Raw genomic sequence first — 22,838 nt, forward strand, 5'->3', positions numbered from 1 at the left:
GACGCTTGAGAATTAACAATAAAACCCAAAATTCAAGCCTATGCCCAATATTACTTAGCACAATTCCTACTCTCTCCTAGCATCGACCGATGCCTCAAACCTATCGGTTATTTAGTTCGCGGGTCGTAAGACCATGGTAATGAAGCAATAGAAAACAGGAAAATTTAACCTTCGCTCTATTGCAATTATTTTAAGGATAATCGCAAACGATTGCATATCAATTAACAAACAAGTATTTGAGATTAATCTTGTTACCCAATCTATCTACTATGAAAAATGTGTACAAAATTCTAAGTGTGTGCCTAACGCTCTTAGTCCTATCTGTCTCGGCTGCCTATGCGCAGAAAACGGTGACGGGTACGGTTCTGGATGAGTTCGGTATGGGCCTTCCTGGTGTATCTATCCTTGTGAAGGGAACCACCACCGGTACTGCCACTGACATTGATGGAAAATATTCCCTCAGCGTCCCTAATGACCAAGCTACTTTGGTCTTTTCATTTATTGGCTATGCTTCCATCGAACAGGTGGTAGGAGCTAGAAGTGTTATCGATGTTAGCATGAAGCCTGACGAAAGAACGCTTACTGAATTGGTTGTTACTGGTTATTCCATTGACACCAGACGTGAGACTACAGGTGCGATTGCTACAGTTGATCCAAAAGACTTGACCGTAATCCCTACTGGTAACGTAGAACAAACCCTTCAGGGTCGTGTTTCCGGTGTTACTGTAATTACAAACGGTCAGCCTGGTACTTCATCTATCATCCGTGTACGTGGTTTCGGAGCCTTCGGTGGTAACGAACCTCTTTACGTTGTTGACGGAGTTCCAGTTGGATCTACGGATTTCTTAAATCCTGATGATATCGAGTCTACTACAGTATTGAAAGATGCTGCTGCAGCTTCTATCTATGGTGCTCGTGCTGCAAACGGTGTAATCGTTTACACCACCAAGCGAGGTGCAAGAAACAAAAAATTAAGAGTTGACTATAATGGTATGTATGGGGTGACTGATCCAGGCAAAGGTTTGGACATGATGAATCCTCAGGATTATGCTACCTACACTTGGTTAGCCGAAGCTAATACCGCTCGTATCAACAATAGACAACCAAATTTTGGCCACCCTCAGTTTGGAACTGGAGCGTCTCCAGTTATGCCTTACTACCTAAGTGTGATCACCAGAAACCCTGCAACAGGTGCTTTTGGTGTTGCATCGGGTCAGCCAGGTCCTTTGACAGCCGCTCAAATCGAGCAACAAAGAGAATGGTATAACATCAATCCTCAAGCAGGAACTGTTAGACAGTTGACTAGAGCGATGACTGGCGAAGGTACTGATTGGTACGGTGTACTTACTGCTCCTGCTCCTTTACATAGACACTCAATTGGATTTAATGGAGGTTCTGAGACTTCAAGATTCTACATTGGTCTTGGTATGCAAGAGCAAGATGGTATCATGATCGGTAACACCTTCAAGCGTTACTCTTTGAGAGCAAACTCTGAATTTGATGTAACTGATAAAATTAGAATTGGTCAAAACTTCCAGGCAACTTACAGACAAGTATTAGGACAGCAAGGTGGTACTGGTGGTCGAGGCGTTTCTGATGACGAAAATGATATTCTTCAAGCATTCCGTATGCCTTCAATCATCCCTGTGTATGATGAGTTTGGTGGATATGCTGGTACAGCCTCTAGAGGTTTTAACAACCCAAGAAACCCTGTTGCAAACAGAGAAGGTCAATTGAACAATAGAAACTTCAATGCCAATGCATTTGGTAACGTTTATGCTGAAGTTGATCTAATCGATAATTTGACTTTCAGGACTTCAGTTGGTGGTCAGTATAATAACTATTACTACTGGAACTACTCAAGATTGCAGTACGAAAACTCTGAAAACAACTCTGCATTCGGATATAGTGAAGGTGCGGGATTTGCTTTCGGATGGACTTTCACCAATACTGCATCTTACAAGAAAACTTTTGGAAAGCATGCAATTGATGTTTTGGCTGGCCAGGAAGCTTTGAACACTGGTGTATCTAGAAACATGGACGCAGTTGGTCAAAATCCATTCTCCCAAGATCCTGATTTCATCACCATTTCTAACTTGCCTGTAGGTACTCGTCAAGTAAACTCCGGTCAATCTAAAGGGGTTAACTTCAACTCTTACTTCGGTCAAGTAAAATATACCTTCAATGACAAATATATCTTCAGTGCTGTAGTTCGTCGTGACGGTTCTTCTCGATTTGGGGTTAACGCTCGTTATGGTACCTTCCCTGCATTCTCAGCAGCATGGAGAATTTCATCTGAATCCTTCCTGCAAAGCGCAACTTGGATTGACGATTTGAAAATCCGTGGTGGTTGGGGTCAAATGGGTAACTCTAACAACGTTGATCCAAACAACCAGTTCTCCTTGTTCTCTGGTAACGTAGGTGCATCTTCTTACGATATTACAGGATCTAACTCAGGTGCTGTTATCGGTTTCAGAAGATCTCGAATTGGTAACCCTAACGCTCAGTGGGAAACTGCTGTTACTCAAAACGTTGGGTTTGACGGTACATTCTTCAATGGTAGATTGGATGTGATTTTCGACTGGTGGAAAAAAGACACCAAAGATTTGTTGTTTACAGTTCCAATTCCATTGACTGCAGGTAGCAATGCCTCACCTCCAGCTGTAAACGTTGGATCCATGTTGAACAGAGGTCTTGATTTATTGGTAAGCACAAGAGGTAACCTTTCTGGCGATCTTACTTACCAATTGACTGTAACTGGTTCAACACTTAAGAATGAGATTTCTTCTCTATCTCCTGGTTTGGACTTCATTACTACTGTCAACCCATCTTACAGAGGTATTCAGCCAATTAGAAATGCAGTAGGTCAACCACTTTCATCTTTCTTCGGATACAATGTTCTTGGCTTGTTCAGAAATGCAGAAGATGTGAATTCACATGCTACTCAAGCAGGTGCAGCTCCTGGCCGATTCAAGTTTGAGGACGTTAATGGTGATGGAGTTATTTCTCCAGCTGACCGTGTATTCTTGGGTAATCCTGTTCCTGATTTCACAGGTGGTGTAAACTTTACAATTGGTTACAAAGGATTTGACCTTTCTGCCTATTTGTATACTTCTATCGGAAACGAAATCTGGAATCAGTCTAGATGGTTTACTGACTTCTTCCAAACATTTGAAGGTGCTGCAATTTCAGAGCGTTTGAAAATGGCATGGACTCCTGAGAATTTGGACGCAACTATTCCTGTTGTGGAAAGAACTGCAAACTTCTCAACTTCTGACGTTGCTAACTCTTTCTACGTGGAAGATGGTTCTTACTTGAGATTGCAAAACCTTACTTTAGGTTATTCAGCTCCTGCTTCTGTTCTTGAGAAATTGAAAATGGAAAGAGCTAGAGTATTCGCTTCAGTTAACAACTTGTTTACTTTGACAGGTTATGAAGGTTTGGATCCTGCGGTTGGTGGTGACGCTGACTTAACATTTGGTATTGACGTAGGTAACTATCCAGTTACTAGAGGTTGGACATTCGGTGTAAACCTTAGCTTCTAAGCCAAACATCCTGATTTGAATCGAGTTATAGAAACTATAATAGATTAACAAAAATGAAAAATTTCAAATTAAAATTCGGTGCCCTACTAGCATCCACGGCGATGATGGTAGCAGTGAGTTGTAGCGACGAATTTCTTGATGTACCACCGGTAGGGCAATTGTCTGAAAATCAGCTTTCTTCATTAGCTGGTTTGGATGCTTCTCTTATCGCAGCGTATTCTCAAGTTAACGGTCGTGGTAACAGATTAGGGTCTCCTTCCAACTGGGTTTGGGGGAGTATCAGAGGGGGAGAGGCTAACAAAGGCACTGACCCTGGAGACTTTAGTACGATTAACCCAATTCAGCGATATGAAAACAACGCTGCGGGTGGGGAAATGGGATCAAAATACAATGTTTGTTACGAAGGTATTGCCAGAGCAAACAATGTTTTGAGACTAATTGAAAAAGCTGGTGCTGATGTAACAGATGCTGACAAAAAGAGATTGTCTTCTCAAGCAAGATTCTTGAGAGCTCATTTCTACTTCGAATTGGCTAGACTTTACAATAGAACTCCTTATGTAGACGAAACCGTAGATTACGGATCTGGTCTTGAAGAAGTTAAAAATGATAAGGATTTATGGCCATTTATCATTGCTGATTTCGAATATGCTATTGCAAATCTTCCAGCTACACAGCCTCAAGTAGGTCGTGTAAATGCTTGGGCTGCAAAGTCATATTTGGGTAAAGTTTACATGTACACTAAAGAGTATTCCAAGGCTAAAACCCTATTTGATGATGTAATCGCTAACGGTGTTACCTCAAATGGCTTGAAGTACGATTTAGTTTCTTACTATGATGACATGTTCCGTGCTGCAAATGATAACCACCAAGAGTCTGTTTGGGCTTATCAGTCTGCTGCAAACACTGGATCTGTATTGAATGCTAACCCTGAGTTTGACTTGAACTTCCCTTACAATACTGGTCCTGCTGGTCCAGGTAACTGTTGCGGATTCTTCCAGCCAAGCTTTACTTTCGTAAACGCATTCAGAACTTCTGCTCAAGGACTTCCTTTGTTGGACAAATCTTACAATAGCCCTGCTAATGAAGTGAAGAACGATATGGGTTTAGCTTCAGGTGCTGCATTTACTCCTGATGCTGGAAGCCTTGACCCTCGTTTGGATCATACAGTAGGTAGAAGAGGCATTCCTTATTTGGATTGGCAAGACCACCCAGGTCAAGCTTGGATTCGTAACCAACCAAATGCTGGACCTTACTCTCCTAAGAAGTATGTTTATGCTAGATCTGAGCAAGGTTCTTACCAAGATAACTCTTCTTGGACCCCTGGTTATACCGGTATCAACTTCATGATCATTCGTTTTGCTGATATCCTTCTTTTAGCTGCTGAAGCTGAAATCGAAGTTGGGTCTTTGGAAAAAGCGAGAGAATATGTTAACCGTGTAAGAACAAGAGCAATGAACTCCAAGCTTAAGAGAGAAGATGGTTCTGATGCTGCTAATTATGTAATTGGTCTTTATAATGATGCTTGGACAAGCGCCGACACTGCTAGATTGGCTGTTCGTCATGAGCGTTTGCTTGAATTGGGAATGGAAGGACATCGTTTCTTCGATCTTCAGCGTTGGGGAACTGCTCAAGCTGAATTGGATTTCTATTTAGCATATGATGCCGTGAAGCTTCCTGCTGCACTTGGTGGTGCAAAATATACTGATCAATACAAGTGGGTTCCAATTCCTCAGGATCAAATTGACCTTGTAGGAACGGATATCCTTACTCAAAATCCTGGCTTCTAAGAAGTTGATTTGAGAATTTAATTGAAGAGAAGGTCGAGAGGCCTTCTCTTTTTTTGTGGGATATTATTTCCAAAATCTTCTGTCTAAGCTTGGAAAATGCTAATTTCAAAGCTCCCAAGCATTCTATAAATTACCTATGAAGTCCCTGTTCCTTTGTTGCTATCTCGTATTGATTTTAAGTTTTATCTCCTGTAAAAAAGAGGATAAACTATTTGTCCTTAAATCTCCAGACAAAACCGGAATCACATTTAATAACCTTATCACCGAATCTGATAGCTTTAATATTCTCACCGATGAATACATTTTTAACGGGGGTGGTGTTACTGTTGCAGATTTTGACCAAAATGGACTTCCTGATTTGTTTTTTACAGGGAATCAAGTTCCAAATCGACTTTATTTAAATGAAGGAGATTTTAAATTTTCTGATGTTTCTGAATCATCTGGAGTAATGGCTTCTGATCGTTGGTGTACTGGAAGTGTGGTTGTGGATATCAATGAGGATGGTTTGCCTGATATTTATGTGGCTGCTGCCATGAAAAAAGGTCAAGGTGAGCGAAATAATCTACTTTTTGTTAATCAAGGAAAAGATGCCTCAGGTAGTATTACTTTTAAGGAAATGGCCGCTCAGTATGGAATTGCTGATTCTGGAAATGGAATGGGAGCAGCTTTCCTAGATTATGACCTGGATGGTGATTTGGATTTGTATGTTCTAAATAACGAGCAATTAACTACCAAGCCGACCAATTTTCGTCCAAAAGTAACAGATGGGACAGCGGTTAATAATGACGCATTTTATCGAAATAATGGGGATGGTACATTTACAAATGTGACCTTGGAAGCCGGAATTGTCTATGAAGGTTTTGGCTTAGGCTTGGCAATTTCTGACATGAATAATGATGGCTGGCCGGATATCCATGTGAGTAATGATTATATCACCAATGATATCCTTTATATCAATAATCAGGATGGAACTTTTTCAAATCAAACTAAAGAGAATTTAAAGCATCAAAGCCAATTCTCTATGGGGTCTGACATTTCGGATTTTAACAATGATGCGCTTCCGGACTTAATAACCATCGATATGTTGGGAGAAGATAATTACCGAAAGAAAACCACGATCGGTAAAAATGTATATCAGACTTATCTGAACAATGAACAGTTTGGTTATGAATATCAATATGTTCGGAATATGGTTCATCTCAACAATGGTCCCGGAATTCCTTTTAGTGAAATTGGAATGTTAGCAGGAGTCTATCAGACAGATTGGAGCTGGGCACCACTTTTTGGCGATATTGATAATGACGGTTTACGTGACCTGTTGATTACTAATGGTTTTCCAAGAGACATTACAGATAAGGATTTTGCAAATTATAGGGCGGATGTGGGAAATATTGCCTCGGTAAGGCAGCTTTTGGATTCTATTCCAATTGTTAAAATTCCCAATTATTCCTATCGAAATTCAGATGGTCTTCATTTCAAAGATTCAGGAGAGGAATGGGGATTGAATGTTCCTTCTTTCTCCAATGGTGCTGCATTGGTAGACTTAGACAATGATGGTGATTTGGATTATGTAGTCAATAATATCAATGATCCGGCTTTTGTTTTTGAGAATACCTTAAATCAACGCCAACAACATCCAAATTATCTCAGGATCAAATTAGAAGGTAGTAAAGCCAACCCAACTGGATTGGGAGCTAAGGTTTTACTCAAACTTCCTGCAGAACAAATTCTTTTCCAAGAAATGCAAACAGTTCGTGGCTATATGTCATCCACGGAACCTGTCCTGCACTTTGGATTGGATAGCTTGAGCCAAGTGGAGGAAATATTGGTTATATGGTCAGATGGAAAGGAAAATAGGCTTAAAAATGTATCTGTAAATCAGTTAGTATCCATATCCTATTCTCAAGCAACTCAAGGAAATTCAAACTTGGCAATTTTGGATTTGGGTGGTAGTAAGCAGTTTTTCAATGAAGTTTCTTCAAGTCTTGGAGTTGAATTGATTCATGAGGAAGAAGATAAAATCGATTACAATATTCAGAGAACATTGCCACATAAGTTATCCCAATTTGGTCCAGCATTAGCGGTTGGTGATTTAAATGGAGACGGATTGGAGGATTTGGTAGTGGGATCTTCATCTGGGTTTTCTCCTGTAGGGTTTATCCAACAGCAAAATGGAGGCTTTTTGAAAAAAGAACTTTTGCCGGGAGAGAATTCGATTTTTGAAGAAACGGGGATTCTTCTGGTTGATTTGGATAATGATGATGACTTAGATATTTACTTGGTGAGTGGAAGCGCTGAGTTTGCTCCAAATTCTGCTGAGTATCGAGACCGAGTCTACTTCAATGATGGAAAAGGAAATTTTAATCTTGATTTAAACTTTGTTGCCTCACCTGCAAATGGAAGTGTTGTTAGAGGAGCAGATTTCGATGGAGACGGTTGGATAGATCTGTTTGTAGGTGGTCGTGCGCCAGTTGCCCAATATCCCTTGCCAGAAAAGAGTTTTCTATATCATAACCAAAATGGACAGTTGGTTGATAAAACTGCAGAGCTGATTCCTGAACTATCAGGTTTGGGTATGATAACCGATGCAGTTTGGACTGATGCCAATCAGGATGGTAAGATTGATTTGGTGGTAGTTGGCGAGTTAATGCCAATTACATTATTTCTAAATGAAGGAGGGATATTCAAAAAGGCTTCAAATACTGGATTAGAAAACTACTTGGGGTGGTGGAATTCGATAGCTACCGCCGATTTTGATCAAGATGGTGATTCTGATTGGGTGGTGGGAAATTTGGGAGCCAACAATGTACATCAGCCTTCCAATGATCGGCCACTCAAAATTTACGCAAAGGATTTTGATAATAATGGATCAATTGATCCGGTCACTTTTGCTTTCTACAAAGATAAAATTGGAGGCGGATATCAATCTTTTCCAAGTCATTTTTGGGATGATTTAATTGGGCAAAGCCCGATGTTCAGACGGAAGTTTGACAGGTATAAATATTTTGCCAATAGTACCGAGCAAAGCTTTTTTAGTGAAGATGAGCGCAAAGATGCTTTGGTCCTAACAGGGAATTTTGATCGATCGGTCTGGGTTGAAAATCTTGGTAAAGGAAAGTTTCAAGTACGTGAACTTCCAATTTTGGCTCAATTGGCCCCAGTAAATGGTTTGGTTACAGAAGACGTAAATCAGGACGGATTTTCTGACATTGTGCTTGTCGGAAATGATTATGGAAATGAGATTTTCATAGGAAGGTTAGATGCATCTGTCGGTTTGGTGTTGCTTGGAAATGGACAAGGACAGTTTGAGGCGGTGGAGCCTCGAAAAAGTGGCTTTGTGGTTCCGGGAGATGCAAAAGCCCTTGTTAAACTTTTTCCTGCTCAAGGGGCTCCGATCCTTTTTGCCTCTCAAAATAGAGGTAAGTTATTGGCACTTCAGGGCAATGCTTTCGAAATCAAATCATTGCTCCCTCCTAAAGATGCAATGGCTCTTTTGGTTGAATTGGAAAATGGAAAGACTCAACGATTTGATTTACATTATGGAAGTGGCTTTGGATCTCAATCAAGTAGAGAAATTGTCCTTCCGAAATCAGCGAAGTCTGTTATCATGGTCAATTACAAGGGAGAAATGATCCCCATGGATATTTTCACCCGAAATTAATCAACGATATAACTCTCCGGGCTGAGCTTGACAGATGTCAGCGATCAGCTCGGAGACTTTATCGGTTACATCTTCAAAGTATCGTTTTCCTTTTTCTGCAGTCGCTTTTTTAGGATTTCCTATTCCGGTGTCTTCAGTGACTTGTGACCATTTCCTTTCGGCCCAAGCCCATTTTTCTTGGATACCTCGGATCACTGATTTTTTTTCCTTTCCCTCTCCAGCTTCTTCAAGAGGGAGAACTAAATCAGGGTGCAAATATTGAATTAATGCAGTTTCCATCTCATCTGCATGATCCCCAGATTCTTCAAAGTATAGACTTTTGTTTAAGGCTTGGAACCAATTGCAAGTGAAAAGCAACATTTCGGGAAATTTGAGTCCCAATTCGCGGAGCATGGGTTGAAAATTGTTTCCTCCGTGGCTGTTGACAATTAACAGTTTTTTTAACCCTTGACGATTCAAAACTTCAATGATATCCTGAAGAATAATCAATTGCGTGCTTGGATTGATATTGATGTCCAAATAAATATCTGCTTGTCCGGTATTTACACCAAAAGGAAGTGTAGGTAGGACGACTACTTTATGTCCATTTTCCCAAGCTTTTTTTGCTCCTTCTGCAGCGATAGCATCCGCCTCAAAAATATCTGTGCCATAAGGCATGTGGAAGTTGTGTGCTTCAGTGGCTCCCCAAGGTAAAACAGCAAGTTCGTATCGAAACGTTTCTAGACTTTTCCAATTGGCTTCTTTTAAAATATAGGGTCTCATGGGTTTCACAGAATTAGATAAATGGAAGGGATAATTTAGGGCAAAATTGATAATTTGACTCCCCGATTCTAAAATAAGATCCATGTCTCAAAGAAGAAAGTTTATCAAGCAGTCCCTTTTAGGTTCTGCATTTTTACTCCCAGGGGTTGCTGCCTCATGTGCTGAATCCAAAACCAAATCAGGAGCGGCAGCCGGAGAAAAACCATTGATTTTATCTACTTGGAATCATGGGATTCCAGCCAATCATGATGCTTGGGAAAAATTGGAAGAGACTGGAAGTATTTTGGATGCCGTCGAGGCAGGAGTGCGCAATACTGAATTGGATTTGGAAAATCTATCAGTGGGACTTCAAGGACTTCCTGATCGAGAAGGGATTACTACCTTGGATGCCTCGATCATGACCGGAGATGGATCTTGTGGTTCAGTTGCTTTTGTCCGGCAGATCAAACATCCGATTTCTCTGGCACGGGCGGTGATGGAAAAGACACCTCATGTAATGTTGGTTGGAGAAGGTGCCAGGCAATTTGCGATTGCAGAGGGATTTCCTTTGGAAGAAGAAAAACTTAGCCCAAAAGCTCAGATAGAATACGATAAATGGAAAGTGACCAGTCAGTATAAGCCAATCATTAATATTGAAAATCACGATACGATCGGGATGATTGGACTTGATTCCAATGGTAAATTGGCGGGAAGTTGTACGACAAGTGGATTGGCTTACAAAATGCATGGGAGAGTCGGAGATAGTCCAATCATAGGAGCAGGCCTATTTGTAGATGATGAAGTAGGTGCGGCCACAGCGACAGGACTTGGAGAATCCATTATCAGAATTTGCGCGAGCTTTTTAATTGTAGAATTAATGCGCCAGGGCAGGACCCCTCAGGAGGCATGTGAGGAGGCAATTCGACGTTTAGTGGCCAAGAATAAGGGAATTCAAGATATTCAAGCTGGATTTTTGGCTATAAACAAAGAAGGTGAAGTGGGAGGTTTTGCAGTTCATCCAGGCTTTAATTATGCCAAAGCCACCAAAGAGGGGAATGTATTGATTGACGCGGGTAGTTATTTTAAGTAATGGAAAAAATTATTCTTGAAGCTCCGGTATTCAACCTTCAAGGAGCCTTGGAGGCCGCAAAATTTGGAATTGATCGGTTGGAGCTTTGTGCGAATTTCCCAGAGGGAGGAGAAACCCCAAGTGCTGGAATGCTTCGGTATTTAAAAGGGGAAATTGACATTCCAGTTTTTGTCATGATACGTCCTCGCGGTGGAGATTTCGTGTATTCCGAAAAGGAGTTGCTCGTCATGAAACAGGATATTCAACTTCTCGGAGACCTTGGAGCGGATGGTTTTGTGTTTGGGGTATTAGATGAAAAGGGAAAGGTAAATATGCAAGCCAATGAATTTTTAAGAAGGGCTGCTGGGGACAAACCCTGCACTTTTCATCGAGCTTTTGATGCTTCCTCTGACCTATATGAATCCTTAGAAGCAATCATTCAACTTGGGTTTGATCGAATTCTAACTTCCGGAGGGAAAAATACCTTGTCCGAAGGATTGGAGGTAATTACCCAGTTACTTGAAGTTGCCAAAGATCGAATCGTGATCATGCCTGGTGGAGGAACACAATCAGAACATATTCCCCAATTGAAAAAAACGGGTTGGCTTAGAGAAGTTCATGCTTCTTGCAAGGTTCAAAAAGCGTCCAAAAACGAATTTGTGAATCCAGATTTGAATTTTTCGGCAATGCCGATTGATTATTCCGTTCAACTTGGAATAGATCCTGAAGTGGTGGCTGGCTTTAAAGCTGTATTGTAATAGTATGAGATACTTGCTTGCGATTCTTTTTTTGGGAGTGATGGGATGTGGCCAAATCGCAGAGCGAAAACAGCCTCCTCCGAGTTTATACCAACTTTCTCAACAAGACTTAAATCTTACTGGAGAGCAACTTGCCAATGGGTATTGCGCATCTTGTCATTTGAAACCCGAACCAAAAATCTTAGATCGAGCCACTTGGGAGAAAGTTCTTCCTGATATGAGAAAGCGAATGGGCTTGTATCTGGAGGAGGATTTTGGATCTTCTGTGCCTGAGGATGAGGGAGTTCCGGATGGTATTTATTCTAAAATTCCATTTATTTCTAAAGAAAAGTGGGAAAAGCTGCAAGCTTATTATTTGCAAAATGCCCCCGAAAAACCATTGCCTCAAAGCGAAAAATTAGAACCCCGAAAAGGTATTCCTGGCTTCGAATTGATTATTCCCAATTTTGATTTTGTCCGCCCAAGCTTAACCACTATGCTTAGGGTTCATCCGGAAACCGGGAATCTTTGGCTTGGGCACCGATTTCGATCGCTTTATGAATTGGATTCTAAGCATGAATTCAAGGGACTCCAGTCAATCCCAACAGATGTAGCTCCGGTTGAGATTTTTTGGAAAAATGAAACAGAATTTGATCTCCTGACGATGGGCTTGATGGATCCTGCGAACGATTCATTAGGAGTATTTGCCAATTTTTCGAAAGTTAAAGAATGGGAAGGCACCCCTCAAATAACTCACCTTATGCGTCCCGTTCATGTAGAAAGAGGGGACTGGAATGGAGATGGGAAGGATGACTTTGTTGTCTGTGAATTTGGAAATCATCTCGGGAAACTGAGTTTGCATTTGAGTAATGGTGGTGGATTTGAGGAAGTGATTTTAAAGAAAGATCCTGGTGCAAGGAGGACGATAGGCTTGGATTATGATAAAGATGGCGATCTGGATATTTTGGCCTTGATGACTCAAGCCAAAGAAGGGATTATTCTTTTTGAAAATATAGGAGAGGGGAACTTTAAAGAAAGGCAACTCCTTGGTTTTCATCCTGCGTTTGGTTCGAGCGATTTTAGATTTTTGGACATAAATTGTGACGGAAGCGAAGAAATTATTTTAGTCAATGGAGATAATGCGGATCAAAGTCAGATTTTAAAGTATTACCATGGAGTTAGAATTTTTGAACGAAATCAGTCTGGAGAATTTGAAGAAAAGTGGTTTTATCCTATGCATGGAGCCAGTGGGCTCGAGGTCGGTGATTTTGACCAAGATGGGAAAATGGACTTGATAGCCATTGCTTTCTTTCCAGACAGAAGGCAAAAGCCAAATCAAAACCTGATTTATTTCCAGCAAACATCCTCTATGAAATTAGTTCCTCACGTGATTAAAGAGCAGATGGAAGATCATTGGCTGACTTTGACAAAAGGAGATGTGGATTTGGATGGAGATGAGGATATTATCGTAGGTTCATTTGCGTTTAATCAGCTTTATCAAGCTCCGAAAGAAAATTGGAGACCATTTGTTTTATTGAAAAACACCCTAAAATAATATTTTGATAAAGTATCTGTTTTGGAAATAAAATGATGTTATAGGTAATTAATTTGGATTTTTGTTTCATTTAATCCTGAAAAGCAGTAGCTTATTTCTCTCTAAATTTTCTAAGCTATGGTAAAAAGTTTTCAAGGGGTAAAAGTGGTAGAGTCCAAGACCCTGACTCAGCCTGTTTTGGTGAAAGACCACATGTCTACGAAGCTCGTGACTTTTGGGCCTGATGATACTATAGATCAGGTCATGGAAGCTTTGACTAAACGGAAAATTTCAGGAGCGCCTGTAGTGGATGCATCTGGTAGTTTAATTGGAATCATTTCAGAGGTAGATTGTCTGAGGGAAATTATCAAGGGGAAATACACGAACACCGTTCGATTTCCAGCAAAGGTTTCTGAATTAATGACCCGTGACGTGATTACTTTAAGTCCAAACATGAGCATTTTTGATGCTGCTCAAAAATTTCTTGAATATCAAATAAGGCGATTTCCTGTCTTGCATGAAGGACAACTTGTTGGACAAATAAGTCTAAGTGATGTAATAAAGGCCTTTCCTTCTCTCAAACATACCACTTGGTAAACCAAAAATGCCTCGATTTTCGAGGCATTTTTGGTTTACGCGTTATTTGGATTTTTCGATCGCATTTTCGACATCCTTGAGGATATCCTCATAATGTTCTAATCCTACCGACAATCTTACCAAACCATCCTTTATGCCAACTTGTGCTCGTTCCTCAGGTGAGAGTTTACTGTGAGTGGTGGATGCAGGGTGTGTAATGATGCTTCTGCTATCTCCAAGGTTTGGGGTAATGGAGATCATTTGAAGTTGATCGATAAAACGTTGCGCCCGGGCTAGTCCTCCCTTTAAGGTAAGAGTTATTATCCCTCCTCCGGCTTTCATTTGTTTTAGAGCTAGGTCATGCTGTGGGTGGGATTTTAGAAATGGATATCGCACAGTTTCTATTTCTGAGTTTCCTTCGAAATAGGTAGCGACTTTTAAAGCATTTTCACAATGGCGGTCCATTCGAACAGCAAGTGTTTCCATACTTTTTGACAAGATCCACGCATTAAATGGAGAAATGGAAGGCCCCGTATGTCGGGTGAAAAACTGGACTTCTTTAATCAATTCTTTTTTTCCGAGAATTAATCCTCCTAAAACACGTCCTTGCCCATCAATATATTTAGTGGCGCTGTGTGTGACTATATGAGCTCCCCATTTAGCAGGTTGTTGGAGATAAGGTGTGGCAAAACAATTATCGACCACAAGGATGAGATTGTGTGCAGCAGCAAATTTTCCAGCCCATTCTAGATCTATAATTTCTAAACCTGGATTCGAAGGAGTTTCAAGGAATAGCATTTTGGTATTGGGCTGGACCAATCTGTCCCAGTTTTGACAATCAGCGATGTCTCCATAGGTGGAGGTGATTCCCCATTTTGGAAATACTCGCGTGAGTAATTGGTGGGTAGACCCAAATAGTGATCGGGAAGCAAGGATATGGTCGCCTTGTTGCAGAATAGATGCAATACTTCCGAACATAGCTGCCATTCCCGAGGCAGTGGCAATTCCATCCTCAGTTCCCTCAGCTCTGCAGACTTTTTCGATTAAATCAGAAGAATTGGGATTAGAATATCTAGAGTAGATGTTTCCTTGAATTTCATCGGCAAACATTGCTCTTGCTTCCTCAGCTGACTCAAAGGTGAAACTTGAGGTTAGGAATATGGGAGACGAATGCTCCTTAACGTCAGAGCGGTGCTGGATTCTTATGGCGTCTGTTTCGAAATGACTCATGGTATTAATAGGTTTGGATTCGGTGAAAATTCAAGAAATTTTTAAAGAATTTTCCCAAAGGTAAAATCCGAACCAGAAAGTGGGGTAGAGTCAAATTACGCCAATTTATAGTTCCCGCTTTGGGTAGGAATTGGCACCTTTCACCTTGGCTGGGATGGTTGCCAGAGGGTCATCGAGCCTAGTCTCTCGCCTCTTCTTTATAAATCAGTTTCCTGAAGTGGTACAAATTAAGAGGGAGAATTGATCAAATCCAAATCTCCCCAAAAATCAATCGTTGAATTGAGTCATGGTTTGTGCAATTCCGATGGTACAAAAGCTGTAAATCATTTCAATTGCCTTATCCATCATCGCAGGTAATTCGTCAAATTCTTGCTGAGTAAATCTTCCCAATACGAATTCTACTTGCCTCCCTTTGGGGAAATTATCTCCAATTCCCATTCGAAGTCTGGGGTAATCTTGTCCCCCACATAGGGCTTCAATATTCTTGAGTCCGTTGTGACCAGCTGCACTTCCTTTTGCTCTCATTCGCAATTTTGAAAATGGTATAGCCACATCGTCAACCAAGACTAGAATATTTTCTTTTGGAATATTCAACTCCTTCATCCAATAATTTACCGACTTACCGCTCAGATTCATGTAAGTGGTTGGCTTGATCAAATGAAGTGTACGGCCTTTGTGTTTAACCTCAGTTTTAAAAGCAAGTCGGTCACTCTTCCAGGCAACGCCAGCTTTATCCGCAAGTCTATCTAGAGTCAGAAATCCGATATTATGTCTCGTCAACTCGTATTCAGGTCCAATATTTCCCAATCCTACCAATAGGTATTTCATATTTCACTATGATTAGATGAAGAAGAATAGTTGTACAAATGGAAAAGGTTTGATGATTAAAATAAAAAAATCCTGCCCGGAAAAGGAGCAGGATTTCATTTTGATTCTTCAGGAAATTACTCTCCTTTTTTACCTCTAAGTGCTCTTGGAATTCCAATTGTCACGATAGATACATTTGGAGAAGTTAAGATTTCAAATCCTTCAGCTTGGATCTCGCCCACTTTAAGTGATTTACCAAGGTCAAGGTTAGAAATGTCAGCTTTGATGTAATCAGGAAGATTACCTGCCAATCCTTTCACTTTCAATCTTCTAGTTTTGAACTCAAGTTTACCACCTTTTGCAAGACCAGGTGAGCTACCTTCGATTCGAACAGGGATTTCAAATTTGATAGCCTTGTCTTCGGTATACGCCATGAAGTCAGCATGAAGAAGAACTTCACTTACTGGATGGTATTGAGCTTCTTTCAATACCGCTTTGATGATAGTACCTTCAATGTTCAGCTCTACTAAGTGAACATCTGGAGTATAAATCAAATCACGGAATAGAATCGCTGGGGAATAGAAATGAACTTGCTCAGGGATACCTGGACCGTAAACCACGCAGGGAACATTGCCAGAATCTCTGATTTCGTTCAAAGAGGCACTGTCGAGATTTGCTCTTTTAAACCCTATAATCTCTAGTGTTTTCATGTATTTGTATGTTTAAAATTGGTTCTTAAATAAACAGTGAACTGATAGAAGTATTTCCAGTTACTGCGTGAATAGCTTTTGCAAATAACTCAGCTACACTTAATACTCTAATTTTCGAGGAATGCTGTTTCAAAGGAATCGTGTCAGTTATTACCAATTCTTCCAAAACAGAATTTTCGATGTTTTCGTAGGCCTTACCAGATAGAACACCGTGAGTCACAATTGCTCTAACTGATTTAGCTCCCTTGTCCATGATAATCTGAGCAGCTTTGCAAAGTGTCCCAGCAGTATCCACTAAATCATCAACAAGGATGACATCTTTACCTTCTACTTCGCCGATTACTTGCATTGAAGCAACCTCGTTGGCTCTTTTTCTGTGCTTATCACAGACGACCATTTCTACTTCGAAGTGTTTGGCATAAGCTCTTGCTCTTGCCACACCTCCCACATCAGGGGCTGCAAAAATCATATCTTCCAGCCTCAATGTGCTCAAATAGGGTGCGAATATAGCTGATCCATTCAAATGATCCAATGGTAGATCAAAAAATCCCTGAATTTGACCAGCATGTAAGTCGCAAGTCATAATTCGATCTGCACCTGCGGAGGTTAGCATGTTTGCAATAAGCTTTGCGGCTATAGAAACTCTAGGACGATCTTTTCGGTCTTGTCGCGCATAACCATAATAAGGAATGACAGCGCAAACTTTGTATGCACTCGCCCTTTTTGCGGCATCAATCATCAAGCAAAGTTCCAGTAAGTTGTCGCTTGGAGGATTTGTACTCTGAACAATGAATACCGTGCATCCACGAATCGATTCATCAAAGCTAGGAGACATTTCTCCATCGCTAAATTTGGAAAGAGTGAGTTCACCTAATTTTTTACCAAAACTTTTGGCAATCTTCTGCGCGAGAACCTCGCTATTGGTGCCTGCAAATATTTTTACCTCGGACATGGGATGATTTTTGGGAAAAGGAATGGTCAGGAATCGCTAACAAAAGTAAGGATTTTTGGAGGAAGGGCTAATCAATTCCCCGTTCATCAAACCAATATTTTGAAAAAAATCTAATGGTTCCGGTTGTTTGATTTTCCTAAAGACACATTTCCCCGATCCTGTAAAATAATCCCCTACCTCCCCATTCGGTCTGTTATGATTCCTAGAATCAGGTATTTTAGCAGAAGTCCATTTATTGTGATCTACTATGAGAAAACAATTCTTCCTAATCTGCTGGGTTTTTATCGGAACGTTATTTTCAGTTTCGGCCCAGTCTGTTCCCACTCCAAAATCCTTCTTAGGGTTTGAGGTGGGCGAACCTTATCAATTGGCAAACTTCACCCAGTTGGAAGCTTATTTTAAAAAAGTGGCAGAGGTTTCAGATCGAGTGCAATATCAAAGTATTGGACAAACGGAATTTGGAAGAGAACAGCCTATGCTCATTATCACCGCTCCAAAGAATTTTGAACAGATTGAGAGATATAAAGAAATTTCTCAAAAACTCGGAAGGGCAGAGATAACTGAGGAAGAGGCCAGGGCGCTATCTAAGGAGGGAAAGCCAGTGGTTTGGATAGATGGAGGACTTCATGCAAGTGAAGTTGTGGGTGCTCAGCAGCTCATTGAGACGCTTTATCACTTGGCCTCCAGAAACGATGAAGAAACATTGAGAATCCTAGATGAGGTGATTATCCTTTTGGTTCATGTTAATCCTGACGGGATGGAAATCATGTCCAATTGGTATATGCAGCATGAGGATGTTACGAAACGAAATAAGAATATTCCTGTCCTCTATCAGAAATATGTCGGGCATGACAATAACCGTGATTTCTACATGAATAATATGAAGGAATCCACTAATATTTCTCTTCAGCAATATGTCGAATGGCTCCCTCAAATTGTCTATAACCATCACCAATCAGGTCCGGCAGGAACAGTAGTTGCAGGACCTCCCTATCGGGATCCTTTTAATCATGTTTTTGATCCTTTGATTATTACAAGTCTGGATGCTGTTGGTGCAGCCATGATCAATCGGCTTCATGTCGAAGATAAACCGGGGTATACGCGATTAGATGGATCAGTTTTTTCAACTTGGTGGAATGGTGGACTTCGCACCACTCCGTATTACCATAATATGATCGGTATTCTAACCGAAATCGTAGGAGACCCTTCTCCATATTCTATTCCGCTTGTTCCAGATCGTTTAATTCCGAATAATGGGACTCCCTATCCTGTGACACCGGGTCCTTGGCCTTTTAGAAGATCTATTGACTATTCGGTTTCATTGAACTATGCAATCCTAAATCATGCAGTTAGACACGGAGATGAGTTACTCTATAATTTTTATTTGATGGGTAAAAAATCTATCGAAAGAGGAAATACTGATACTTGGACACGCTATCCAAAATATGCTCAAGACATTCAAAAGAGCTTTGAGGCATCTCAGAAAAAGAAATCAGAGGAAGATGAAGATGCAGTCTATTTTGGTTTTCGATCTGGTGTTCCTTTAGCGTTTTATGATAGTGTGTATCAGAATCCCACTAAGCGAGATCCAAGAATGTATGTGCTTTCAGCGGATCAGGCTGATTTTTCAACTGCAATTAAATTTCTAAATGCATTGATTAAGTCTGGAATTCAGGTTCATGAGGCTACTTCTGATTTTACTATTCAAGGCAAAACTTATCCGAAAGGATCCTATGTCGTAAAAACAGCCCAAGCATTTCGACCACATGTTTTGGATATGTTTGAGCCTCAGGATCACCCTAATGATTTTCTATATCCAGGAGGTCCTCCGATTCGACCCTATGATGCTGCTGGATGGACACTTGCTTTTCAGATGGGAGTTGAGTTTGATCGAATTATGGAAGGATTTGATGGCCCATTCCAGCCTATTCGCTTTGGTCAATTATTAAGTCCAAAAGCACAATCGGTGTCCTCGGCTTCAGGATATTTACTTGATGCAAGGTCCAATGATTCTTTTTTAGCGATAAATGAGCTTCTGAAAGCAAAGGTTAATGTATCAAGAGTGACAGCCGCTCTTGAAGGAATGCCTGCGGGTTCCATTTATATTCCTTCGGCTGGAAAGAAAGTTTTGGAGATTTTGGCTAAAGATCATGGAATAGTTGCAAAACCTGTTTCCAAACAGCCCGCTCAATCCAAACCAATCAAAGCAAGTCGAGTAGGGCTATTTGATTACTATGGAGGTTCCATGCCTTCAGGATGGGTAAGATGGATGATGGAGCAGTTTCATTTTGACTTTGAGATTGTGTATCCCAAGGATATTGATTCTGGAAATTTGAATTCAAAATTTGATGTCATTCTATTTATTGGTCCAGGTATGCCTGGTGCAGGAGGAGGTTATGGAGGAGGGGGCCAGCCTAAAGCAGAAGAAATTCCTGAAGAGTACCACAAAATGTTAGGAAGATTATCTAGGGAAAAGTCGATTCCTCAACTCAAGACATTCTTAGAAAATGGAGGTCAGATCATGACAGTCGGCGCCGCTACCTCTTTGGCATATCAGTTAGAGTTGCCTGTGTCAAATGCACTAGTTGAGGTGGTGGATGGAAAAGAGAAGTCGCTCCCAGGAGATAAATATTACATACCGGGAAGTGTTTTGGAGATGCATGTCGATGTCAAATCCCCGGCGAATTATGGAATGAATGACAGAGCTTACGTGATGTTCAATAATAGTCCTGTCTTTAAATTGAGTCCAGATGCTGGATTGAAAGGAGTGAAGCCTTTGGCTTGGTTCGGTACTGAACCCCCGCTTAAAAGTGGATGGGCTTGGGGACAGCAATACCTGAAAAATGGGGTGACTGCTTTTGAAGCGCAGGTGGGTAAAGGCAAACTGTACGCTTTCGGTCCTGAAATTACTTTCCGAGCACAATCACACGGCACATTTAAAATGCTTTTCAATGGGCTCTATAAGTAATCGAAATAAATAAGGATTAAGACAAGAAGCCATCCTAGAAAATCTAGGATGGCTTTTTTATGAGTAGGCAGAATTAGAATTTTCGACTTCAAGTGCTAATCAATCTCAAGAAAAAAGAGCTGATTCAGAGTGAAATCGAAGAATGGATGTTTTTAGACTCCAAACTTTTCTTTCAAATATCCGATTGCCATAGCGTAAGCCTCTTTGCTTGCAGCTTCATCATATTTTGGGTTGCTTGGATTTGAAAAGCCATGAACACCAGGGAAAATTTTATAAGTAAGCTTTTTTCCAGCTTCATCCATTTTACTTGCAAATTCTTTAATGATTTCTTCAGAAATATATTGTTCGGTAGCAAATAGCCCCAAAACATCTGAATTAAGTGTCTTGAGCTTTTCTACATCCCGAACAGGCATTCCATAATACATTACTGATCCAATGGTTTGTTTTCCATTTAGAAGGGCTGATTTCAAAGACCATGCGCCGCCAAAACACCAACCAACATTTGCAATTTGGGCGTCAGGACCCGCGAGTTGTCTAGCACCTGCGACAATATTTTCAAGACGGGATTCTTGAACGCCCTGCATAAATTGACCAGCTTCTTGGGGGGTATTCGTTACTTTTCCATCATACATGTCTAGAGCGATCACATTGACTTTTCCTCCCAAATCTTCAAAGAAAACATCCGCTTGGTGTTTAATGTGATCATTTAATCCCCACCATTCTTGGAAGACAAATAGCCATTTATCGGAGGTGATACTTGCTTTGATTAAGTATGCAGAAGCCTCAGTGCCATCAGGAGTGGTGAATTGAGTCATGCTACCTTTGCCTTCAAACTCAATTTCAAGTGGGGATGGATGGAAAGATGCAAAACCAGGTGCATTTACAAATTGAGCCATGTCATCATTTGGAGTATGGCAAATTGTAATTCCTTCAAAAGGACTTTGGCTTTGAATTTCTTTGGTCTTAGGCCAAAATGCCCATGCAACCAAGAAAATAAATAAGGAGAGAAAAGGCTTAATCATAGTAATTGCGTTTAGTAAGGTGGATTCGGAAAATAAACTTCAAATTGACGCTTAGGTTTAACTATTCAAATTTTAATGTTCTCGGAAGAAAATTACAATCATTATGTCAATGCTGATTTGGAGACTTGGCTTCTTGAGGTAAAAACTCCTCCAAGAATCCTAGGCCGAATTGCGCATGGAATTCAGGATAAAATTAATTCATGGATTCCGGAAAAAATCCATCAAGCAATTGCTGTGGCAGTTGAAAATATGGTTAAGGCTGTTCTATTTGGATCTGAATGGATAAAGCCCTCACCCGATAAATCAATGATTCTCTATCATAGGGAGGAAAAAATCAGAAACCGGATTAAGTGGTACAGGAATGCTGCAAGTGCAGAAGGTGGATTGACAGGGGCTGGAGGGATTTTGCTAGGTCTAGCTGATTTCCCTGCATTTTTAACCCTAAAAATGAAGATGCTTTTTGATATAGCAGCATGGTATGGTTTTGATACTAAGAGTTACCAAGAACGATTATTTCTCTTGTTTGTATTTCAACTCAGTTTTTCAAATCAACATAGGAGAAATGACTTAATAGGTTTGATTGAAAATTGGGAAATGTATGTTTATGATCTTCCTGCAGATTTGGATCAATTTGATTGGAAGACATTTCAGCTTGATTATAGAGATTACATGGATTTGGCAAAGCTTGCCCAGCTTATTCCAATTATTGGAGCACCCGTAGGAGCAATCGCAAACTATAAATTGACGGCACATCTTGGGAGATTTGCGATGAACTGTTATCGATTGCGGGTTTTGAAGAAATGAGGATGGGATAAAAATAAAAAACCTCTCAATTGAGAGGTTTTTGTTGATCCACTAGGGCTCGAACCTAGACTCTTCTGAACCAAAATCAGACGTGTTGCCAGTTACACCATGGATCAGTATATGAAAGAATCTCGTGTGATTCCTTTAAAGTGTCACAAAGGTAGAGTTACGAGTTATTTTTTCCAAACCTACTTGAGAAGAATTTTTTTGTGCCCAGCTAAAATCCTTGAATTCAGTCACAAAAAATCCGAAGTCAAACGAGTTGATTTTTTTAAAACAGGTTTAAGAGGTGTGTTTTCTTAAAAATTTTTTCTTTCGAAATCGATTGAAAATTGCATTTGTGTTAAAAATTTTCTAAAAATTTTGATATAAATGAATTAATTGTATTCTTTTGTTGAAAATTTGAAAACTAAATCAACAAAATCATACACTTATGAACACTGTAAAAATGGAAAAAGTGGTGACTGAGGTCATCGGTAAATTGGAGAAAATCAAACAGGCTGATCTAGCTTCAGAATTAAGCTGGTGCTGGGTAAGTTTTCAAAATGATGGTAATCCAGTAGGAGTAATTGAAAAAGCTGGAAAAGCTCTTGATGCATTTAAAGCAGCAAGAGAACAAAATAGTAAGGCAGTCGCTAAGAAATTGGTGGAGGATTTAGAAAAGGCTTTGGCTTAATCTTAATCCTATATAAAAG

Annotated in this window: 16 protein-coding genes, 1 tRNA gene and 1 riboswitch; of the genes, 10 read left to right on the forward strand and 7 right to left on the reverse strand. The window is 40.4% G+C overall.

Annotation, left to right across the window (positions count from 1 at the left end):
- The first annotated feature begins 269 nt into the window (after positions 1-269).
- From AO498_RS06495 to AO498_RS06505, 3 genes are all read left to right on the forward strand, one after another.
- Positions 270-3,545, forward strand: coding sequence for a SusC/RagA family TonB-linked outer membrane protein (locus AO498_RS06495; RefSeq protein WP_067544922.1), 3,276 nt, complete (start codon positions 270-272; stop codon positions 3,543-3,545).
- 53 nt (positions 3,546-3,598) lie between these two features.
- A complete protein-coding gene (locus tag AO498_RS06500; protein ID WP_067544925.1) occupies positions 3,599-5,332 on the forward strand; it encodes a RagB/SusD family nutrient uptake outer membrane protein in 1,734 nt (577 codons plus the stop codon).
- 136 nt (positions 5,333-5,468) lie between these two features.
- Positions 5,469-8,993, forward strand: a complete 3,525-nt coding sequence (locus AO498_RS06505) for a CRTAC1 family protein (protein WP_067544928.1) — start codon at positions 5,469-5,471, stop codon at positions 8,991-8,993.
- Here AO498_RS06505 and AO498_RS06510 read toward each other — a convergent pair whose 3' ends face one another.
- Positions 8,994-9,755 carry a creatininase family protein gene (locus AO498_RS06510; protein ID WP_067550295.1) on the reverse strand — a complete coding sequence of 254 codons (762 nt, stop codon included), beginning with the start codon at positions 9,753-9,755 and terminating at the stop codon, positions 8,994-8,996.
- An 82-nt stretch (positions 9,756-9,837) separates the two neighbouring features.
- On the opposite strand from AO498_RS06510, the gene AO498_RS06515 reads away from it, so the two are divergent.
- The 4 genes from AO498_RS06515 to AO498_RS06530 all read left to right on the forward strand — a co-directional run bounded on the left by AO498_RS06515 (position 9,838) and on the right by AO498_RS06530 (position 13,671).
- The gene (locus tag AO498_RS06515) at positions 9,838-10,824 is read left to right on the forward strand and encodes an isoaspartyl peptidase/L-asparaginase family protein (protein ID WP_067544931.1); all 987 of its coding nucleotides are present in this window, start codon (positions 9,838-9,840) and stop codon (positions 10,822-10,824) included.
- Positions 10,824-11,561, forward strand: coding sequence for a copper homeostasis protein CutC (locus AO498_RS06520; RefSeq protein WP_067544934.1), 738 nt, complete (start codon positions 10,824-10,826; stop codon positions 11,559-11,561). The genes AO498_RS06515 and AO498_RS06520 overlap by 1 nt, the downstream gene beginning before the upstream one ends.
- A 4-nt stretch (positions 11,562-11,565) precedes the next feature.
- Positions 11,566-13,095, forward strand: coding sequence for an FG-GAP repeat domain-containing protein (locus tag AO498_RS06525; RefSeq protein ID WP_067544936.1), 1,530 nt, complete (start codon positions 11,566-11,568; stop codon positions 13,093-13,095).
- 117 nt (positions 13,096-13,212) lie between these two features.
- Positions 13,213-13,671, forward strand: a complete 459-nt coding sequence (locus AO498_RS06530; protein ID WP_067544939.1) for a CBS domain-containing protein — start codon at positions 13,213-13,215, stop codon at positions 13,669-13,671.
- A 42-nt stretch (positions 13,672-13,713) separates the two neighbouring features.
- On the opposite strand, the gene AO498_RS06535 is transcribed toward AO498_RS06530, so the two are convergent.
- From AO498_RS06535 to AO498_RS06550, 4 genes are all read right to left on the reverse strand, one after another.
- The gene (locus AO498_RS06535; RefSeq protein WP_067544942.1) at positions 13,714-14,880 is read right to left on the reverse strand and encodes a trans-sulfuration enzyme family protein; all 1,167 of its coding nucleotides are present in this window, start codon (positions 14,878-14,880) and stop codon (positions 13,714-13,716) included.
- 102 nt (positions 14,881-14,982) lie between these two features.
- A riboswitch (SAM riboswitch) is annotated at positions 14,983-15,086 on the reverse strand.
- A gap of 61 nt (positions 15,087-15,147) precedes the next feature.
- Positions 15,148-15,708 (reverse strand): aminoacyl-tRNA hydrolase, encoded by a 561-nt coding sequence (pth, locus tag AO498_RS06540; RefSeq protein ID WP_067544945.1) that lies wholly within the window; start codon positions 15,706-15,708, stop codon positions 15,148-15,150.
- 116 nt (positions 15,709-15,824) lie between these two features.
- Entirely contained in the window at positions 15,825-16,397 is a 573-nt protein-coding gene (locus tag AO498_RS06545; RefSeq protein ID WP_067544948.1) for a 50S ribosomal protein L25/general stress protein Ctc, read from the reverse strand.
- 25 nt (positions 16,398-16,422) lie between these two features.
- Positions 16,423-17,349 (reverse strand): ribose-phosphate pyrophosphokinase, encoded by a 927-nt coding sequence (locus AO498_RS06550; RefSeq protein ID WP_067544951.1) that lies wholly within the window; start codon positions 17,347-17,349, stop codon positions 16,423-16,425.
- A gap of 247 nt (positions 17,350-17,596) precedes the next feature.
- On the opposite strand from AO498_RS06550, the gene AO498_RS06555 reads away from it, so the two are divergent.
- Positions 17,597-20,317: a M14 family metallopeptidase gene (locus tag AO498_RS06555; protein WP_067544954.1), complete on the forward strand. Its 2,721-nt coding sequence runs from the start codon at positions 17,597-17,599 to the stop codon at positions 20,315-20,317.
- A 152-nt stretch (positions 20,318-20,469) separates the two neighbouring features.
- Here AO498_RS06555 and AO498_RS06560 read toward each other — a convergent pair whose 3' ends face one another.
- The gene (locus tag AO498_RS06560; protein WP_067544957.1) at positions 20,470-21,339 is read right to left on the reverse strand and encodes a dienelactone hydrolase family protein; all 870 of its coding nucleotides are present in this window, start codon (positions 21,337-21,339) and stop codon (positions 20,470-20,472) included.
- Between the two features lie 75 nt (positions 21,340-21,414).
- Here AO498_RS06560 and AO498_RS06565 point away from each other — a divergent pair, with 75 nt between their 5' ends.
- Complete coding sequence (locus tag AO498_RS06565) at positions 21,415-22,143, forward strand: EcsC family protein (protein ID WP_067544961.1); 729 nt, start codon at positions 21,415-21,417, stop codon at positions 22,141-22,143.
- A 43-nt stretch (positions 22,144-22,186) separates the two neighbouring features.
- Here the strand turns inward: AO498_RS06565 and AO498_RS06570 are convergent.
- Positions 22,187-22,259: transfer RNA gene (locus tag AO498_RS06570), tRNA-Gln, on the reverse strand.
- Between the two features lie 317 nt (positions 22,260-22,576).
- Here AO498_RS06570 and AO498_RS06575 point away from each other — a divergent pair.
- The gene (locus AO498_RS06575) at positions 22,577-22,819 is read left to right on the forward strand and encodes a hypothetical protein (RefSeq protein WP_067544964.1); all 243 of its coding nucleotides are present in this window, start codon (positions 22,577-22,579) and stop codon (positions 22,817-22,819) included.
- The last annotated feature ends 19 nt before the right edge of the window (positions 22,820-22,838 follow it).

Origin of the sequence: Algoriphagus sanaruensis (genome assembly GCF_001593605.1) — a bacterium.
GTDB classification, from domain to species: domain Bacteria; phylum Bacteroidota; class Bacteroidia; order Cytophagales; family Cyclobacteriaceae; genus Algoriphagus; species Algoriphagus sanaruensis.